General features: G+C 35.0%; 17 protein-coding genes. 2 read left to right on the top strand and 15 right to left on the bottom strand.

Features of this window, described 5'->3' with window-relative positions:
* Positions 1 to 3: 3 nt before the first annotated feature.
* The 5 genes from BCR23_RS05145 to BCR23_RS05125 all read right to left on the bottom strand — a co-directional run bounded on the left by BCR23_RS05145 (position 4) and on the right by BCR23_RS05125 (position 3,508).
* A complete protein-coding gene (locus BCR23_RS05145) occupies positions 4 to 2,010 on the bottom strand; it encodes a phage tail protein (protein ID WP_069634409.1) in 2,007 nt (668 codons plus the stop codon).
* Positions 2,011 to 2,025: 15 nt separating this feature from the next.
* On the bottom strand, positions 2,026 to 2,328 hold the full coding sequence (locus tag BCR23_RS05140) for a hypothetical protein (RefSeq protein ID WP_240482528.1): 303 nt from the start codon (positions 2,326 to 2,328) through the stop codon (positions 2,026 to 2,028).
* Positions 2,329 to 2,366: 38 nt separating this feature from the next.
* Complete coding sequence (locus BCR23_RS05135) at positions 2,367 to 2,708, bottom strand: tail assembly chaperone (protein ID WP_069634408.1); 342 nt, start codon at positions 2,706 to 2,708, stop codon at positions 2,367 to 2,369.
* A gap of 68 nt (positions 2,709 to 2,776) precedes the next feature.
* The gene (locus tag BCR23_RS05130; protein WP_069634407.1) at positions 2,777 to 3,289 is read right to left on the bottom strand and encodes a phage major tail protein, TP901-1 family; all 513 of its coding nucleotides are present in this window, start codon (positions 3,287 to 3,289) and stop codon (positions 2,777 to 2,779) included.
* Positions 3,290 to 3,304: 15 nt separating this feature from the next.
* A complete protein-coding gene (locus BCR23_RS05125) occupies positions 3,305 to 3,508 on the bottom strand; it encodes a hypothetical protein (protein WP_083241892.1) in 204 nt (67 codons plus the stop codon).
* A 270-nt stretch (positions 3,509 to 3,778) separates the two neighbouring features.
* Between BCR23_RS05125 and BCR23_RS14900 the strand changes: the two genes are divergently transcribed.
* Together BCR23_RS14900 and BCR23_RS05110 are read left to right on the top strand one after the other, a co-directional pair.
* Positions 3,779 to 4,783, top strand: a complete 1,005-nt coding sequence (locus BCR23_RS14900) for a GNAT family N-acetyltransferase (protein ID WP_240482527.1) — start codon at positions 3,779 to 3,781, stop codon at positions 4,781 to 4,783.
* Between the two features lie 17 nt (positions 4,784 to 4,800).
* Positions 4,801 to 5,547: a MurR/RpiR family transcriptional regulator gene (locus BCR23_RS05110; protein WP_069634405.1), complete on the top strand. Its 747-nt coding sequence runs from the start codon at positions 4,801 to 4,803 to the stop codon at positions 5,545 to 5,547.
* Between the two features lie 109 nt (positions 5,548 to 5,656).
* Here the strand turns inward: BCR23_RS05110 and BCR23_RS14710 are convergent, their stop codons facing one another.
* The 10 genes from BCR23_RS14710 to BCR23_RS05060 form a co-directional block, all read right to left on the bottom strand.
* Positions 5,657 to 5,827 carry a hypothetical protein gene (locus tag BCR23_RS14710; RefSeq protein ID WP_167352151.1) on the bottom strand — a complete coding sequence of 57 codons (171 nt, stop codon included), beginning with the start codon at positions 5,825 to 5,827 and terminating at the stop codon, positions 5,657 to 5,659.
* A gap of 91 nt (positions 5,828 to 5,918) precedes the next feature.
* Positions 5,919 to 7,718, bottom strand: coding sequence for an immunoglobulin-like domain-containing protein (locus tag BCR23_RS05105; protein ID WP_069634404.1), 1,800 nt, complete (start codon positions 7,716 to 7,718; stop codon positions 5,919 to 5,921).
* Between the two features lie 187 nt (positions 7,719 to 7,905).
* Positions 7,906 to 9,225: a 6-phospho-beta-glucosidase gene (locus BCR23_RS05100; RefSeq protein WP_069634403.1), complete on the bottom strand. Its 1,320-nt coding sequence runs from the start codon at positions 9,223 to 9,225 to the stop codon at positions 7,906 to 7,908.
* Between the two features lie 167 nt (positions 9,226 to 9,392).
* On the bottom strand, positions 9,393 to 10,742 hold the full coding sequence (locus tag BCR23_RS05095; RefSeq protein ID WP_069634402.1) for a MucBP domain-containing protein: 1,350 nt from the start codon (positions 10,740 to 10,742) through the stop codon (positions 9,393 to 9,395).
* A 152-nt stretch (positions 10,743 to 10,894) separates the two neighbouring features.
* Positions 10,895 to 12,508 (bottom strand): Ig-like domain-containing protein, encoded by a 1,614-nt coding sequence (locus BCR23_RS05090; protein ID WP_069634401.1) that lies wholly within the window; start codon positions 12,506 to 12,508, stop codon positions 10,895 to 10,897.
* A 24-nt stretch (positions 12,509 to 12,532) separates the two neighbouring features.
* Positions 12,533 to 14,290, bottom strand: coding sequence for an Ig-like domain-containing protein (locus BCR23_RS05085; protein ID WP_069634400.1), 1,758 nt, complete (start codon positions 14,288 to 14,290; stop codon positions 12,533 to 12,535).
* A gap of 1,110 nt (positions 14,291 to 15,400) precedes the next feature.
* A complete protein-coding gene (locus tag BCR23_RS05075) occupies positions 15,401 to 15,925 on the bottom strand; it encodes a GNAT family N-acetyltransferase (RefSeq protein ID WP_069634398.1) in 525 nt (174 codons plus the stop codon).
* Positions 15,922 to 16,395: a tRNA (adenosine(37)-N6)-threonylcarbamoyltransferase complex ATPase subunit type 1 TsaE gene (gene tsaE, locus BCR23_RS05070; RefSeq protein ID WP_069634397.1), complete on the bottom strand. Its 474-nt coding sequence runs from the start codon at positions 16,393 to 16,395 to the stop codon at positions 15,922 to 15,924. Before tsaE ends, BCR23_RS05075 begins: the two co-directional genes overlap by 4 nt.
* Before the next feature lie 125 nt (positions 16,396 to 16,520).
* On the bottom strand, positions 16,521 to 17,501 hold the full coding sequence (gene pta, locus BCR23_RS05065; RefSeq protein WP_069634396.1) for a phosphate acetyltransferase: 981 nt from the start codon (positions 17,499 to 17,501) through the stop codon (positions 16,521 to 16,523).
* Positions 17,502 to 17,653: 152 nt separating this feature from the next.
* Positions 17,654 to 18,337, bottom strand: coding sequence for a uracil-DNA glycosylase (locus tag BCR23_RS05060; RefSeq protein WP_069634395.1), 684 nt, complete (start codon positions 18,335 to 18,337; stop codon positions 17,654 to 17,656).
* Between the last annotated feature and the right edge of the window lie 66 nt (positions 18,338 to 18,403).

The raw sequence follows: 18,403 nt of genomic DNA, 5'->3' as shown, positions 1-18,403 counted from the left end.
CTTCTAAAATGCTAAGTTAATAGCAGAATCTTGTCCCATTGCTTCTGAAATATCTGAAACAAAGGCTTTGAATTGTTGATTGCCCAGTTTGATATTGAATGTTGCAGGTTGTTTTTCAACTTGCAGTGTTTGTGTACTGCTAGATTGAGTCGAAAATTTTTGGACACTATCCACCTGCTGATCAAGGCTATCTAAACTTGGTAAGAAGACTTTAGAAGCTAAATCATCCATTGGTTTGTCGACTACGTGGGCATTTCTTTCAATACCAATAGCTAAACCAGCTGGAAGCATTGCTCCGATTTCATCTCGCATCCAGCGAGATGGTGAATGAATTTTGAAAAGACCTTTGAAGGCATCACCAATACTTTTACCAATGTTCAAAACTGCGTCTAATGCCGCTTTAGCCATTCCCCCGATACCATCTATTAGCCCTTGAATTAGATTCTTTCCAGCTTCTTTTAAATCCGGAACGGCTTTTATCAATGTTTCCAAAAGTTTCACCATGATTTTGGCTCCTGCAGCTACGACTTTTGGTATACTTTCACCGATTCCTTTTACTATAGCTAAAATCAATTCAACAGCTGCTGCTAAAATTTGTGGTAAATTCGCAAGTAATCCTTCACAAAGTTTTCCTACAATCTCTACTGCTGCATCTAATAGCTTTGGTAGATTTTCCGAGAGTGTACGAACCAATGTTGTAATTGCTTGTAACGCTACCGGTATCAATGTTGGTAACATAGAAGCAATTCCTTCAGCAAGTTTTACAAGTATTTCAATCCCTTTATCAATGATTTTAGGTAGTTCATTCGTAATATTCGTAGTAAACGCTTCAATTATATTCGTAACAGTACCAATGATCTGATCTTTATTAGCTAAGATTCCATCAACTAAAGCAAGTAATAAATCTAATCCTGTCAATAACAGCTGGGGTGCTGCAGATAATAGGCTCGTAACAAGTGATTCAATCAACATCAACGCCGCTGGGATCAAGGTTGGTAAACTTTCAATTACTCCTTGAACTAGCGCTTTAATCAGGTCAACTGCACTTTGCATAATCACAGGTAGATTTACAGCGATTGCTTCTGCAAACCCAGCAAGCAATTGTGCACCTGAAGTCATTAAATCTGGTAATTTTGAAATGATTCCATCTATAAAACCTCGGATTACTTCAGGACCTTTTTCAATGGCAGTATTAATCATACCTCCAAGTTGATCGCCGAATTGACTATTTACTAACCCCAAACCAACAAGAGCAACACCCAAAATTGCCGCGGGCCCCAATGCCTGTAAAGCAATGCCAAAAACAGAAGTTAAGCCTTGAATCATGGTCGTCATAGCGGTTGTACCTACTCCAGCAGATTTTTGTATCCCTTGACCAATCCCACCAAATGCCTTTGTAATTAATGGTACTTCTCCAGCCATTTTTTTCGTTCCTAATGAAATAGATTCAAAGAAACCAGATACATTCAACGCGCCTGAACCCATTTTATCCATAGCTTTCCCCACGCCTGTTTCTAAGGACAACATTCCATATGCCATCTGAGGAGCTAAGCTTGTCACTGTTTTGGATAAATTTTGTGTAAAACCAGTCACTTTAGAGTCTAAAGAAATAAACGGATCTAACATTTTTGTAGGTAAATCTTTAAACGGTGATTGCATTTTACTAAAACTGGCTGCAACGGTTCCACCTATTCCCTGAGATTTTTTCCCCAATACATTAAACGCCTCTGCTGCTTTTCCCAACTGGCTAGTTGCCACTGAGCTAAAATTTGTAAACATTGATTCAATAGAAGGCAAACCGAAATTACTTAGAGTAGTTTCTAACTCTTTGAATGAGTCTTTTACATCATTAAAAGCTGTTTTTACTGAACTAGGATCTGAAACAGATGAAAATAAATGATTAATTTGTGTTTCTAATTTAGAGGTACTATCAGTTATTTGGGTTATTGAGCCATTTAAACCAGCATCTACAGCTGATAAAATAGCCTTTACATTAATATTATGTTCCACTTTCACCCTCCTTTCCTATGAATTAAAATTCGCTATCCAATTTTGAAATTTCTCCTTCTCAGGAGAAGTTTTTTTCTGTTTACCTAATATTTTCTCTTCTGCTTTTCGATAATCGAAAAATTTATCAAATGTCCTAAACACTGGTTTACCTTTTCGCGTTTGACCTGCCATGACTGTCGCCCAGGCCTGCATGTGAATTTCATATTGCCTGTCTAATTGTTTTAATTGGTAAGCTTTCATTCGCAGTTCATAGTCTGGAATCGTCAAACGATCGATTTCATTAAAATCATCAATTTTCAAAAAACGTAAACAGTTCAAACGAACTTGTTCATATATTTCATCGAAATCTATAGTCGTTACACTTGTGCTTGTTCCAGCATCTTGTTGGTCATCATTCCGGTATATTCCGACTTTTTTAGCTCATTGATCACTTCTTCAAATAGATCTTTTGTCCCCTTTTCCTCGACATATTCTTCTAAGAACTTAACTGTCATTCGAGGTTTTTCAGTAGTATTTGCAATCAGTAACGTTTCAAACAGTGTATCCACATCAGATAAAAGAAGATTTGAAACAATTGCTCCTACACCTAATTTCAGCTGCATTCCACCACGTTCCACTGAATAACGCTTGTTGATTTCTTTTAAAAATCCGTAACCAAATCTGCAGTCAAATGTTTTTTCATTCATTGATAATTCCATGTCTATTCCTCCTGATTTTAAAAGAGGTCAGTTATACTAACCTCTTATATTGTCCGTTCAAATATAATTTATTGTGGCGCTGCTTCTACTTTCACAGTGTCCTTAAATTCATAATCTCCACCCTCAGAAGTATCAAGTTCTAACGCTGCAAAACCGTTTTTACCAGCACCTTCAATTGCCCACTCCAAAGAGTACTCAACTTTATTTTCTGCTGAATCTGTTTCTTCAAACGAAGTGAAAAAACCTTCAAAATATTTTGCTTTATATTTCCCTTCATCTTTACCAGTACCAATTTCTTTGGTATTGATACGCCAAATTTGAACGCGCTTATTTTCATCCATCGCTGTTTCTAATTTATCGATTTGAGTTGAACCAATTTTATATAAAGTTGTTGCTGTCACAGTGGTTTCTGTTGCTCCTGGTGTGACCACGCTACCATCTTTTGTAACCGTTGATTCACTTTCTTTTGATTTTGAATAACCATTTTCTGTGCTGTAGGCTAATCCCCATGCATGTTCATTTCCTTCGTCTTCGGCTAAACGAAAACGCCAAACTACATCTACTCCGCTTAATGCTGTCATATTTTGTTTCCTCCTTTAATGTTTTACTACTTTTTTCAGTTCCTCTACTTGTTGAAACGTTCGCTGTAATTGAGATGCCAATTGATTTTTTCTTCGTTGTTCTTCTCTCACTCTTTTTTGCAGCTTTTTGATAACTTTCAATTGTTTTCTGATTGTCTTATCTTGCTGCTCAAAGGTTAAAGCCATGGTTTCGTTCAAAAAAACATCGCTCTTTTCCATCCTGACATCTCCTCTCATTTAAAGTCACGGGCGACTGCGATTATCGAAGTTCTAAAGCACTTATTACTTGATAAACCTAGTATACAAAGGAATATCGATCACAAACTCCTAGTTTTCTTTTAACATTGTTTCAAATTCCTTTTGCTCTTCTTTCACGAATTGATTTCTAGAAGCTTATTATTTTCCTTTAATCGGCTGATACTATGGTAAAATAATAAAAGTGATTCCTAGTAATGCAGGAAATTTCTTGTGAAGGGCTGTGCTCGGTTCATGTACTTACAAAAATATACCCCTGATTTTTCAAACATGATTGAACAATACCAATTAGATGAGAAACAGTTGTTGCATACAGGTACTCCTGAAATCCCTATCACTATTTCTCAGAAGAATCATTTTATCCATCCGATTTTAGCGATAGAAGAAAATCGACTAACCAATTTTTTTGTTTTAGATGAAAAAAAAGATGTTGCGCTATACACAACAAATAAACAGGCTATTTTATTAAGAACTTTTTCTACTGATACCCGTTACCAAGGACAGGGGCATGCGAAAGAAGTCCTAAGATTGTTGCCAAATTTCGTTCGTTTGCATTTTCCAAACATTAATGAAGTGATTCTTGCAGTGAATGAAAACAATATAGCCGCTCAAACCCTTTACCAAAAAAATGGTTTCAAATTATCAGAAAAAGTTACCCACGGAGAATTTGGTCGGTTATATGTTATGAATATGATGCTAAATCCTGAGAATAACGAAGGTACAAAAATAATCGAAAATGAACAACTCTATTTAAGAGAATTCACGTCCGATGATTTTGATGATTTATGTCAGATTTTAGAAGATAAAGAAACAATGTATGCGTATGAGGCTCCTTTTACAAAGGAGAAAGTGAAGGATTGGCTAACTTGGAACATGACTAGTTACAAAGAAAATGGTTTTGGTCTATGGGCAATTATTGATCAAACCAGCCATGCTTTTGTTGGTCAATGCGGCATTGTTTATTCTGATGTTGAAAGTGAATCATTACTAGAGATAGGCTATTTAGTCAACAAACGTTATTGGAATCGAGGGTACGCTTCTAGTGCCAGCCAATTATGTCTCACCTATGCAAAACACGAGCTACATGCAAAGAGAATTCATTCAATCATCCGAGATAACAATAGCGCGTCTCAAAAAGTAGCTGAAAAAAATGGCATGACTATCATTCATGAATTTGATAAAGATTATTCTGGTCAAGCTATTAGACATTTTGTTTATAGTATTGATTTAAATAAATAAAGAAAGTAGTGAATATCTTGTTATTTTTAGATCACAGTCCCGATTTAAGTCCGATTGATTTAGAAATTTATAAATATATTGCGTCTCACATTGATGAAGTTGTCTATATGAGGGTTCGAGAATTGGCAAAAGAAACTCACAGCAGTACTGCCAGCATTTTACGTTTTTGTCGAAAGTTCGGGTGTGAGGGTTTTTCTGAATTTAAAATCAAATTGAACTTCTATCGAAAATCTCTAGCTGAACCTGTTACCACACATGCAGTTGATGAAACATCATTCACTAATTTTATTCAACGATCTACAGAATCTTTTTACCAAGAACGAATCAAAGCTGCGGCAAAATTATTATCTGAAAAAGATCTTGTCTTGTTTATAGGAACAGGGTCATCAAATATTATTGCCGAATACGGAGCACTCTATTTTTCTTCTATTTTTAGTATGGCTTTTCATATTGAAGATCCCATCAATCATCCAGTAAACTTTTTTAACAAAAGTATGGCAAAAAATGTATGTGTCATTGCTCTTTCTGTGAGTGGTGAAAATGAGGCGATCATTAACTATTTAAATCACTTTATTACAAATGATAGTTCAATTATTTCGATTACTAATAGCGAAAAATCTCCGATTGCTGCACTTTCGGATGTGAATATTCCTTATTATATTTCGACGGAAAGAATTGGAGATAGTGACATTACCTCTCAGGTTCCCGCACTTTACACAGTAGAATATTTAGCAAAAGAAGTCCAAAATTTGCAATCAAACTAAAAATGAAGCTAAGAAAATTATCGTTTAATCATTTATAGGGAAGGTAGTAGAACTAGTGATTCGTTCTACTACCCTCCCTATAGGTTTTAATTTGTAGTCATTTCAAAAACTATCTAAAAATAACTAGTTTCGTTTCTACCATGCTAGATTCTTTCATTTCAACAGTTTTAGAGACAAAGACATTGGCTACACCAAAAACTTTCATTGCAGGATCAACACCTGTGTATGTGTCATAACAAATACCGTCTTTCCCATTTGCCATATGAAATTCATCAGCCAAAATATTAAACTCTGAATTTGCCTAATCCGCATTGAAATCCCCAGCCAAGGTATCCTTTACTAACTTCATGCATTTCTAACTCCCAATATACTTACTTTACAGGAATCGTATAATAAACACTTGTTTGGTTAGGAAATGGTTTCCCAAGTTGACTATTCAGAGAGCCAATAGAAGAAACATTCATCTTGACTTCACTGATATCACTTGGTAAGTTTTCCCACACAACTTTATTGCCTGTTTGAGTATAACCAGGTGTTGTTTGACTTCCATGTAATTCATCTAGTACAGTGAATGGTTTATTATCAATATCTAATCCTGGAATGGCAACTTCTAGACGACCATTAACAATAGACTGTGGTTCTAAAGTAACTTCTTGTCCTTGAGGTCTCCAAACAGATTCATGGTTGTTTGTTTGCACACCTTGCCACTCAATCCCACCCCAAAAGGATGTTTTTCTTAAATTAGAAAAGTCATCGATATGATTGACTGCCAACCCTAAACTTATTATATGTCTGAATTCTCTAGGATTATTTCTTAAAATATCCATCGCCTTATTATCTAATTGATTTTTAGTTAACAATAAGTGAGTCATTACAGTTGGGCTGTATTTTCCAAGCTCAATTAAAGGAGAGATGTCTTTAATGTTATTGTATTGAAGTTGAAGATTATCTGTATAGCGATTTGTCTTCATTCTAGCAAATGGTGTCAAATCTTCAATTTCATTTAAATAAAGGAAAATGATCTTTGGCTGTAGATATTCAATACCTGTTATATCCTTAATCCCTTTTTCTTGTGCATTTAAGGCATAGTTCTTTACAGCTAATTCATCTTCAGTTACAAAAGATTCAACAGTTCGACCACCACCTAAATAGCCGGCAACTACTTGAGCTAAGTTAGGATCTGGGAAAAATTCTTTGATTCTTTTATACTGTTTAAGCGTTACTGGATAAGAAGAAATTTCTCTGTCATATTTATCAAATACAGAGACAAATACTTCTTGTTCAGGAGAAACAATAATTCCCTTCACATCAAGAGAGAAAGAAAATCCATTGTCATGGTCGACTAGCGCTTCTATTGTTTTTTGAATTTTTCCACCTATTTTCAATTTTACTTTTTCAGCTTTCGCTGTACCTTTTCCTGATAAAGTCCCATCAATATATGAGTCTTTACCAATCGTATAGATTAAATTGCTAGATTCCAATTCAAATGGAACAACCGGGAGTTTTTCTCCTTTCTCAATTTTATCTAGTCCCTCATACACAAATAAAATAACTTCTGTATCCTCTGTAGGAATGTCATCTGGATCAATTTCAAAATCAAAGTTACCGTTTGTTACAGCACCATCTCCGATTTCATAATATTCTTCATTTCCATCCTCATCGACTTCTCTAATCATAGCTTCTACTTTAGTGGCAAATTTTAAATCAACTTTTCCCGAAATACGGTCATTATTAATTGTAAAGGGATCTACCTGCCAATTGATCTCAAGTGTCTTTAAAGGTACTTGAACAGCAGCAACTTCTTTACCACCTCTATTAGTACCTTTGACAATAACAGAATCAGCGCTAGTAATCGCTTCACCTTCCACGTCAAAATAATTGTCTCCCTTTACTGCCTTTTGAGGCTTACCAATTAACCGATCATTGATATAAAGTTCAAGATTCTTTATTGCTGACGGAGCTCCAGAAACATCCACACACTCAACAATAATCTCTTTATCCTTTCCAATAATAAAGGGTTCATTCACTTTCAAATCAGCTAAAAGGAATGGTTGAATAATAGGTTTACTTCCCTCTTTCGCTTGTTCTTCAGCATGTGCTTGGCTAACCCCAACCAAAAGACTACCCAATAATAATGTACTTAACAATCTTAATTTGCTCCCATTCCCCATAAATTACCTCCGTAAATACATATTTTTAGCAATCAACGATTACTAAAAACATTGTACCCTTTTGATAATGTTTTTTCAACATTTTATCATAAAAATATTTTATTTATATATTTATAAAAATAAAAATACAGAGAAAAAATAGAATTTTATCTCTGCAAAATATAAATTATTAAAATTTAAAAATATTTTATTTGAAAAATTTTGATAAATATCGTTTATGAGCTTCTAACAACTCATCCATCACTTCTTTAGCAACATCTCCACTAGTAATCAAAGGATTCATCGTAAAAGCTTGTAACAACGTACCATAATCACCCGTTACTGCTGCTTCAATCGTCAACTCTTCCATTGATTTCATCACTTGCAACAGACCACGTTGTTGGGGTTTAAAGCCGCCAAAGTTATATGGAACTGGACCTTTTCCAGTGATCGTACATGTAACTTCTACTGCGCTATCAGCTGGTAAATCTGTAATTGTACCATTATTTCTTGTACTTACAGTCATGGTTGTACGCTTATCATTATGAATAGAATTAATGATTTCACAAGCTGCATCACTGTAACGAGCACCACCACGTTCTGCTAATTGTTTTGGTTTATAATCTAGGGTAGGATCTTTGTACAATTCAAATAGTTCATGCTCGATCTCTTTTACTTTTTCAGCACGTGTGCCGTTATTTTTAAAATCTTCTAATTCCTCTGCCAACATTTTATCAGTGTAGTAATAATAGTTGTGATAAGGACAAGGAACCATGTGTAAGTTTTCTACCTGTTCCCAGATCAAGTTATTGTCTTTAATATTCGCCACAATAGATTTCGCTTCGTCTTGACCATACATCACTTTGATTAGTTCATCCGTGCGGTCATTTCCGTTTTTGTCTGTAATCGTATGCCAATGTAAATGATTGATTCCAGCAAATTGGAAGAATAAATCACGATTATTTTCACCTAACAATTCAGCTTCTTCAAAGACTGCATTCACTGGTATGTTACATAACCCAACAACTTTATCCCAATTTCCATAGCGTAAAACAGCTTCTGTTACCATACCAGCCGGGTTTGTAAAGTTAATCAACCAAGCATTTGGACAAAGTTCCTTCATGTCTTCAACGATGTCCAAAATCACTGGAATCGTTCTCAAGGCTTTAAAAATACCGCCAGCTCCGTTGGTTTCTTGACCGATCATGCCATGACTTAATGGAATTCGTTCATCTAAAATCCGTGCGTCTAACAATCCTACACGTAATTGTGTCGTTACAAAATCAGCATCTTTTAGTGCTTCACGACGATCTAAGGTTAAGTGAACTTCACAATCCACACCTACGGCTTTGACCATACGTTTTGCCATTGCACCGACAGTTTCTAGTTTTTCTTTTCCTGCTTCAATATCCACTAACCATAGTTCGCGTACGGGTAATTCATCATAGCGTTTAATGAAACCTTCTACTAATTCAGGTGTGTAACTTGATCCTCCACCAATTGTAACGATTTTAATTCCCTTTGACATGTTGTTTTCCTCCTATGCACTTTTCTTTGACTTAAGTATAGCTATCAGCTTACTTAATGTACATGGACTATCAGAAGGTTGTTACATATTTGAGAAAGTGTTACTCGTTTCATGTTAGTTACACCTTGTTACAATTTTACATAGATGCATAAAAATGTTCTTACAAGTTACATTGATTTCTTACGTTTTTTTACAATATAAAAAGTCAGTAAAGCGGCTAAAATGATCGCACCGATTATCTGTAATATGCGTTTGCCACTTTCTCCAAGTAGTGGTATTTTTTCTGGACTTTGAATTATAGTTTGATTTGTTATAGAAACAGCGTCTTGTTTTATATACACACATATAACTACTTGATTATTTTCTACATACTCACCAGAATGGTCATCTTTTATTTCTTTTAAAGAATACCCTGGTATATCTTTGATATCAACGGTATAAGCTTGTCCTAATAAACCATTTTTAACGACTTGCTGAGCTAGTTCATTTCCATTTTCATCTTGATAATAAATTGTCACATTTGAACCGGCTGTCTCTTTTGAATCATCTGATGTATCTTTTTCTATGCGTCCATAAGTGTAAATAACGGATTGATTCTCTGGCTTAAATAGGCCATTCTGTTCTCCTTGGATATTTTTTAATGTATATCCGTCAAATTCTTTTTGTGAAATAGAGTAGGCTTCACCAACCATCCCTCGTTTAACCATTGGCTCCTCTAAATCATTACCAGCCTCATCCTGATAATAAGCAGTTACTGTACCTAGTTTTTCTGCACTTTTAGAATAGATAAACGCCACTTCTTGTGGTTCTTTTGTAAATAATCCAGAGACCTCGCCTTGTACTTCTTTCAATGTGTACCCATCAAGTTCTTTTTGCGCAATAGAGTAGGCTTCACCAACTTTTCCTGTAACGGTCTCATCTTCTAAGAGTTTTTCTCCATCATCTAAAAGATACCGAGCCGTTACGGAGGAATCCATAGATTCAGGTTTTTCTTCAATTCCCTCGTTTTCCAATGAGTAACCTAACTTCAAATAACCATTTTCAAGTCTCTTTACTTTAAAATGAATTGTAATGGTATATGTAAAATCTTCTTCTGGGATAATCGTTTTTTTGTATTCTTTATCTGACGGATAAGGCTCTATCTCTGAGTAAACTGTCTCGCCATTGAAATCGATCCATCCTCTTTGAACTTCTTTAAATTGCATAGCATAAATTAAATTTATATTGTATTCGTAGCCTTTTTTCATCGGAATTGATTTGGTTGCCGTCAGCTCTGCTTCCCCTATGTTGGCAAAATTATTAATAATCATTTTTTGATTTAATGCTTGACTTATATGATTTTGGATAAATATATCGTCTTTGTTAATGTTAGGAAAGCTTGTGTTAAAATCAATTGTCCAACCAGTTGCAACATCTAAGTCGTTATTTCTTTCTTCCTGAGCGTAGGTTACTGACCCGAAAATTAAAAAAAATGAAATGATTATCAGCGAAAGAAATAAGTAGCTTTTTTTCTTCATGTATCCCATCTCCTATCTATAATGATCTCAGTTTTATCGAATTGTTCCATATCCGTTACTTGACTTTTAGGCCTGGAATAAAACGATGGTTTCGTTTTATTCCAGACCCTAAAAATCAAATTCTCATATATTTAATACTAATTTACGTTGACTTAAAAAGAGAAAATACCTTGATAAATTGTTTCTGATTCCATACCTAATTCTTCAAATACAGATTTAATTTCTACTGAGTCACCAATTTTCAACTTGAATGGTTTGTCCTCATCGTCTTTTAGTTCAATAGTATAATTACCTTCTTTGTCGGTCATCACTTCAAAGGCATAATCTTCTTCGCCATGATGAACAATTGCTTCGATTTTAGCATTTGGATCAGCTTCTCCTGTGATCAACTGATCGCCTTCTCTAAGACTTACAAGTGAAGGTGGTCTAGGCGTTACAAGTGTCTCTGCTGTTTTGCTTTGATCGTACTCATCAACTACCTTAGCAGTTATTTTTGTTCCTACAGGATACGAACGTGTTAGATCTACAATAAACTGCCCATTTTCATCTGACGTAACTTTGAAAATTCTAGAATTGATTTTAATTTCAACTTCTACATTTCCTCTAGTAGTTTCACCAGTTACTTGCGTGTCAACACTTGAAATAGTATCCGTAAATTTTACGTTTAGTTCTGTAGCATAAATAACAATCATATCTGTTGACTCACTTACATTTCCTGCTAAATCTGTAGCAGTTGCAGATACCTTTGTACCAAAATCATAATTTTTATCTAAATAAATAGTGAAATTCCCTTTACTGTCAGCATGCTCCTGATAAGTGTCAGAACCCATCGTTAAGTTTATTAACGTGTTTGCTTCAGCTTTTCCTTTGACTTCTTTACTTTCATTCGTTACTTGCTCTAAAGTAGGAGCCTCTGGAGCAATCGTATCAATCACTTTTACTGCTGTTTCTTTACTACGAATACCTTCTTTTGTAATTTGAACTCCTTTGACGGTTTCATCGTAGACGAATGGACGTTTTGCCGTTACAGAAAAACTACCATCGGTGTTTACTTTGCTTGTGCCTAAAACTGTTGCAGATTCATCTTGGATTTCAATCGTGTTCCCTGATTGTCCTGTTCCAGTGATGATTTTTTGATTTGCTTCGGGAGCTTCTAAAATAGGAGCTTTTAAATCTCCTTTTTCTACAATTCCACCTTCACCCTTTGTATCAAAAGCTAATTTTAAATACACATTAGAAACTTTGGGAATTTTGTAATCAATAGTAATGACATAATCCATATCTTTTTCTGGAGTGATGGTTTTTGTGTACATATGATCTTTTGCATCATTCCCGTCCGGATCAGTACTAGATACTTTATCACCATTAAAATCGATTGATCCAACTCCTGTTTTATTGAACTGCATTGCGTAGATTAAATTAATTTTATATTCATGTCCCTTTTTCATTGGGATTGTTTTTGTTGCATGTAACGTTGCTTCACCTATATTTGCAGCATTATTGATAACCATTTTTTGATGAAGTGACTCATTTTCTCTTCCTTCAAGAAACACGTCTTCCACATGAATATTTGGCAAGCTGCTTTCAAATTTGATATCCCAACCAACTGTTACATCTAATGGATCAGTCGCTTTATTCAACTGATTATTAATAATTAATCCATTATTTAATGGAGATTCTACTGCTGAAACTTCAGCTGTACTTAGAAGGAATGCTCCTAAAAGTACCGCAATTGGTATTGTTGTTTGTAATGCTTTTTTCTTCATAAAACACCTCTTATTTTATAGTTATTACTGTACAGTAATCGTAATTACATCGCTATCTATTCCATTGCTGGTTTGGTAAACGGATAAAATATCCCCTTGCTTCAGTCCGCTAACCGGGATTCTAAAATTCCCCGCCGTATCTGCTTCTCCTCCAAAAAATAAACCACTACTTGAAGAGACTTTGATCGAAGCATTAGAATCAGCTGTTCCAGTTAATTCTCTAGAGACTTCATTGATTGTATTTACAGATGGAATTTTAGGATAGACAATGACTTTCTTACTTTTTTTGGTTCCGTCTGGGAAAAAGACTGTTACTTCGACTTGTGTTGCCGCAGGATATGTTTTTCCCTTCATGTCTATAATGAAATTACCTTTAGAATCTGACGTACCTTCATAGATACGCGCTCGCATATTTTCAATACTAACTTCTATTTTAGCGTTAGGAATTGTTTTGCCTGTTATAATTGAGTCTGATGTATAAATTGGATTGACTCCTATTTCATCATTTGCTGATTTTACAATTGTTTTGGTGCTTTCACTTTTGTGCCCTTGTTCATCAGTAATGAACGCTTCCACACCAGTTCCAGCTGGGTATGTTTGGTCTAAAGTAATAGAAAATGTTCCATCACTTCCGACTTTTTCACGATATTTATCAACACCCATAATCAAATCAATCTGAGTATTCGGTTTGGCACTGCCTGTAACAACCGTATCTTTATCGGTAATTTCGTTCAGTACAGGTTTTTCTAACGCAGTATGAGCTGGTTGAACTGTGCTAAAAGTAGACTCACTTCGGTCTCCTTGCTCATTTTCAACATAAGCTTCAATTTGAGTTCCTTTTGGATAAGCTTGCTCCAAGTTGATAGAAAATTCTCCTGATTGAGAAACTGCACTTCGGTATTTATCTTGATCGACAATTATATTAATCGATGTATTCGGAACAGCTGTACCTGTAACAAGCATATCCTCTTCCGTCACAGTATTCACTACAGGTTTCTCTAAGTGTTCAGGTTCTGGTTTAAAAACAGTCACATTAATTGTTTTAGTAGTTGTTAAATTATTTTTATCTGTGACTGAATATGTAACCAAATAATTTCCTTCTTGTGACGTATTAACCATTCCAGAATAACTGATCAAACTAGAGATATCTTCCCCGTTTTCATCATAGGCAGAAACACCTTCCATATAATCAAATGACGTATTTGAAGGAATTTTGCGATCGGAAGCCTCAATTGTGGGTGGTGTGTGTGTTTGTCCTGAAGAAACCTTAAAATACCCCAATGGATAACTATCGGCAATGATCCCTGTGAGCAACCAACGTTCATTTACACCAAGTAAATAAGTTGTATTGGGTTTTAAGACGCCCGATTTTAATGAAATATACGTTTCTTTTCCATGAACATTGATTCGTCCGCTGGCATAATTTGTTTTTCCACTTTCATCTAGAATAATCACATCTACATAACGATCCCAATAACTATTCTGCTTTGTCACACGAATCATTGACGTTCTAGTTGATATGTGGCCTTCATTTAAAAGATCTCCTTCAAATGAATTGTACTTATATTTATCCCAATTGGCTGTTTTTTGAATTTGTGCTTCAGAAATAATTGATCTTTCAGGTATTTCTACTTTTGCTTCTAACCCAATCTGATTAGTAAAAGCATCTTGTTCATTTATTGCTTCTGCACTTACTTCATTTGCAAAACCAGCACTTACAAAAAAACAAATAAACAACAAATAATATAAATTTATTTTTGATTTATTAAACTGAAAAAACATTTTACGATTCTCCTCCGACTATTTATTTCCTAAACTGAATCCCCTTAGCACTTTCCACTCTCCTCTTCCAAAAAATTCAACAAACTGCTATTTATAAGGTAAAAAAACAACAGTATTATTGATATAAGTTATATTAATACAAATAAAAACCATAAATATGTTCCCTAGTTACATTATGCTACTTTTTTAATCACATTTAAATGTTCTGTTAATTTTCTGTTCTTTTTTGTAAAAAATAACAATTAAATAAATAAAAATGTGTTATATTATTTTGTAAGATTGAATTACTAAATTAGTTATCTAGGGAGACATGTATGTTTATAGACGATTTATTTACTTACCACGCGTACCTTAAAGAAATAAACTCTAAACTGTTCTTGCAATTATTTGAAAGAGAGACAAATACAACCATAGTAATCAATGAACAAACAAACTTTACCAACAAAATTTTACCCAATCACTTATATTATATTAAATCCGGCTATGTAAAATCTTCGGTTATAGACAAACAGGGAAACCTTAAATCCTTTGATATATTGGGGCCATCTGAATTTTTGGGCTTAAACACCTTATTTCACAGCTCTAAATCAGACAATCCATGGTTATTTATATCACTGGAAAACGTAACTTTAGTAGGAATTCCTTTTTACAGAATAGACCCTACAAACAAAGAAATTTTTGATATGTTTTATAAAAATTTTTATCACCAGACCCAGAAAGTTCACCTTTTTTGGTACTTATCTTCATTATCTGGCTACGAACGTGTCTTCACTTCCCTTATCGTGCTTGTTCAATACTTGGGAAAAAAGTCAAAAAATTATTTTATATTACCTAAATTCGTGACTCATTCGCTTTTAGCTGAATTTTCTAACGTTTCTCGGCCCTACGTCACAAAAGTACTTTTAAACCTCGAGAACAAACAATTGGTTCGTTATCGCCATCATATAATTAAATTTTGTAACAACAATGATCTACTCTCTAAATACTTGGATGATTTTCTTTTTTAGTTATAGATAGTTGAATAGCTTCTTTCAAAAATGCTAAAACAAAAAATAATCTCCAAAAGTTGTACACTGCGTCAACAACTTTTGGAGATTATAGCTATTCTCATCATTTATCTATCATCATACTCATTAAATGGACATCTAAAAATTCACCATCATCGGTTTTTGCTCCACGAGCCATGATCGCTTCAGTCTCAAACCCAATTTTTTCATATACGTGGACAGCACGCTGGTTGCGATGTTGAACCGTCAACTCTAAGCGACGAATAACATTACTTTCTTTTGCCCAATCAATCAAGTCTTCCATCATTAAACTGCCTAATCCAAAGCCCCAATAATCTTTCAAAATACTGATACCAATTTCTCCAATATGCTCCATACGTTTTTTTGATGAGGCTTTCACAGATGCCGTACCAACCACTGTTTCATCCGCTAAAGCAACCATCAAAACATTATTTGAAGACTCATAAAGGTTTGCCAGATTCTCACTCATCTCTGCTGGTGTCATTTCCATCCCTTTTTCATCCATTACCAAGTACGGTGTCTCACTTCCGATGATCTTTAAAGCACGTAAAATCTCAGCAGCATCCGTTGGAATAGCTTCCCGAATCGTAAATTCAACTTCTGTCATACATTTTCCTCCATTTTTTGCTGGATGCGTTTCAAAAAGCTCTCTGATTTCACTCCAAAAGCTTGAATCGAAACTGTTCTTTTTTCTATATCATTAGGATCTTTTATGATAGTAATATCTAGATAGTCTGTTGGCAAAAATTCGCCTAACAATTTCCCCCATTCAACAACAGATAGCCCTTCTCCTTCAAAGTACTCATCCAACCCTAAATCATCTGCGTCGGATTCAATACGGTATACGTCCATATGATACAACGGTATACGTCCATGCTGATACTCACGAATAATTGTATAGGTAGGACTTTTGATCATCTGGTCGATACCTAGACCTAAAGCGATACCTTTAGTCATCGTAGTTTTCCCTGCACCTAGGTCTCCTGAAAGAATAATCGTATCTCCTGCATCAGCGACTAAGCCAATCGTTTCTGCTAAAACTTGGGTTTCTTCTGGTGTGTTGATTGTAATATCCATTTTTTCACCTACTCACTCAAACTTTCAATGTTTCTATGTAGTGTAGTATACCGAATTATTCAAAAAAAAACTAGCGTATCAAAGAAAACGGTGAACGTTAGACTTTGATATACTAGTAATTGTAATTAGCTCATTAATGTTTGTGCAGCAGTGATAATTGATAATTTGTAGATATCTTCTTCATTTGCTCCACGAGATAAATCAGAAACTGGTTTGTTCAACCCTTGTAAGATTGGACCGATTGCTTCAAAGTTACCTAAACGTTGAGCGATCTTGTAGCCGATATTTCCTGATTGTAGTTCTGGGAAAACAAAGACTGTTGCTTGACCTGCGACAGGTGAATTTGGTGCTTTCAATTGAGCTACAGACGCAACATATGAAGCGTCAAATTGTAATTCGCCATCGATTTCAAGTTCAGGTGCTAAGCTTTTAGCAATTTTTGTTGCTTCAACGACTTTGTCAACTTCAGGTGCTTTTGCAGAACCTTTTGTTGAAAAACTCATCATTGCTACTTTTGGTTCGATATCGAATAATTCAGCTGTTTTTGCACTATCAACAGCAATCTCAGCTAATTCTTGAGCTGTTGGATTTACATTGATTGCGCAATCTGCAAAGATGTATTTTTCTTGGTCACGGCCACGAACCATGATCATCGCACCACTTGTACGGCTAACACCTGGTTTTGTTTTGATGATTTGCAACGCTGGACGAACAGTGTCTCCAGTTGAGTGGATTGCTCCACTGACCATACCATCAGCAATGCCCATATAAGTAAGCATTGTACCAAAGTAGTTTACATCTTTTAAAATTTTACGTGCGTCTTCATCTGTAACTTTTCCATTGCGGCGCTCAACAAATGCTGCAACCATTTCTTCCCATCCATCGTAATTGTCTGGATCGATGATTGTAAAGTTAGATGCTTTGATTCCACGAGCGTGAGCTGCCTCCACAATAGCTTCTTGTTTACCAATCAAGATGGGTTCCATTAATTCTTCTGCTTTCAAACGAGCGGCAGCTCCTAAAATCCGGGGATCTGTTGCTTCTGGGAAAACAATTTTGATGTTACGGCGAATGACTTTAAATTTTAAGCTATCGAATAATTCCACGATATACCCTCCAATGATTATTTATACAATTTAATCATACACCATTATTCAAGAAAATAACAGTTATTTATAGCTGTATTAGTGTAAAAAATCCTGATTCTGATATCACTTTCACAAACATCTGCCACTGCACTATAACAGATCCTCCTGTTTTAAGACACTGTATCAGGCAACTGCCAGTTGATTGGTGCTTCACCCAATTGTTCTAATGCTTGGTTCGTTTTTGAAAAAGGTTTTGAACCAAAGAAACCACGGTGAGCTGCTAATGGACTCGGATGTGGAGACTTGATAATAATATGCTTATTTGTATCAATCATTTTTATTTTTTCTTGTGCTGGTTTCCCCCATAAAATAAATACAATTGGTTGAGAACGTTCATTTAATTTTTTTATGATTGCATCTGTCAAATTCTCCCAGCCTTGACCTCTATGTGAATAAGCTTGACCATTTCGAACAGTTAAAACTGTATTCAACAACAGAACACCTTGCTTTGCCCAGCTTTCTAAAAAACCATGCGAAACCGGTGGATAGCCTAGATCGTCTTGAAGCTCTTTATAAATGTTCATTAGAGAAGGTGGCGTTCGAACACCAGGCTGTACAGAAAAACTTAACCCATGCGCTTGATTTGGTCCATGATAAGGATCTTGACCTAATATCACTACTTTTACATCCTCATACGGCGTCAATTCTAATGCCGAATAAATATGATACATATCTGGATAAATTGTTTGTTCACTATACTCCTGCTTTAAAAATTCTCGTAGATGTAAATAATAATCCTTTGTAAACTCTTCCTCTAAAACATTCTGCCAACTATTATGAATAATTGCTTTCATTATTTGTCCTCCTTTGTTCTAACTCGTCCATATTTTATACTTTCATTATTCCACTACTCTAACAGC

The sequence above is a fragment of the Enterococcus quebecensis genome (assembly GCF_001730365.1).
GTDB lineage: Bacteria > Bacillota > Bacilli > Lactobacillales > Enterococcaceae > Enterococcus_L > Enterococcus_L quebecensis.
Note: the sequence above shows the minus strand (reverse complement) of the source record. Positions and strands in the feature narration are given on the sequence as shown.

Coding starts and splice junctions, on each gene's coding strand:
- BCR23_RS05135 (WP_069634408.1), bottom strand. CDS start 2,708: ATGGAATTATCAATGAATGAAAAAACATTTGACTGCAGATTTGGTTAC.
- BCR23_RS05130 (WP_069634407.1), bottom strand. CDS start 3,289: ATGACAGCATTAAGCGGAGTAGATGTAGTTTGGCGTTTTCGTTTAGCC.
- BCR23_RS05125 (WP_083241892.1), bottom strand. CDS start 3,508: ATGGAAAAGAGCGATGTTTTTTTGAACGAAACCATGGCTTTAACCTTT.
- BCR23_RS14900 (WP_240482527.1), top strand. CDS start 3,779: ATGTACTTACAAAAATATACCCCTGATTTTTCAAACATGATTGAACAA.
- BCR23_RS05105 (WP_069634404.1), bottom strand. CDS start 7,718: ATGGGGAATGGGAGCAAATTAAGATTGTTAAGTACATTATTATTGGGT.
- BCR23_RS05100 (WP_069634403.1), bottom strand. CDS start 9,225: ATGTCAAAGGGAATTAAAATCGTTACAATTGGTGGAGGATCAAGTTAC.
- BCR23_RS05095 (WP_069634402.1), bottom strand. CDS start 10,742: ATGAAGAAAAAAAGCTACTTATTTCTTTCGCTGATAATCATTTCATTT.
- BCR23_RS05090 (WP_069634401.1), bottom strand. CDS start 12,508: ATGAAGAAAAAAGCATTACAAACAACAATACCAATTGCGGTACTTTTA.
- BCR23_RS05085 (WP_069634400.1), bottom strand. CDS start 14,290: ATGTTTTTTCAGTTTAATAAATCAAAAATAAATTTATATTATTTGTTG.
- BCR23_RS05075 (WP_069634398.1), bottom strand. CDS start 15,925: ATGACAGAAGTTGAATTTACGATTCGGGAAGCTATTCCAACGGATGCT.
- tsaE (WP_069634397.1), bottom strand. CDS start 16,395: ATGGATATTACAATCAACACACCAGAAGAAACCCAAGTTTTAGCAGAA.
- BCR23_RS05060 (WP_069634395.1), bottom strand. CDS start 18,337: ATGAAAGCAATTATTCATAATAGTTGGCAGAATGTTTTAGAGGAAGAG.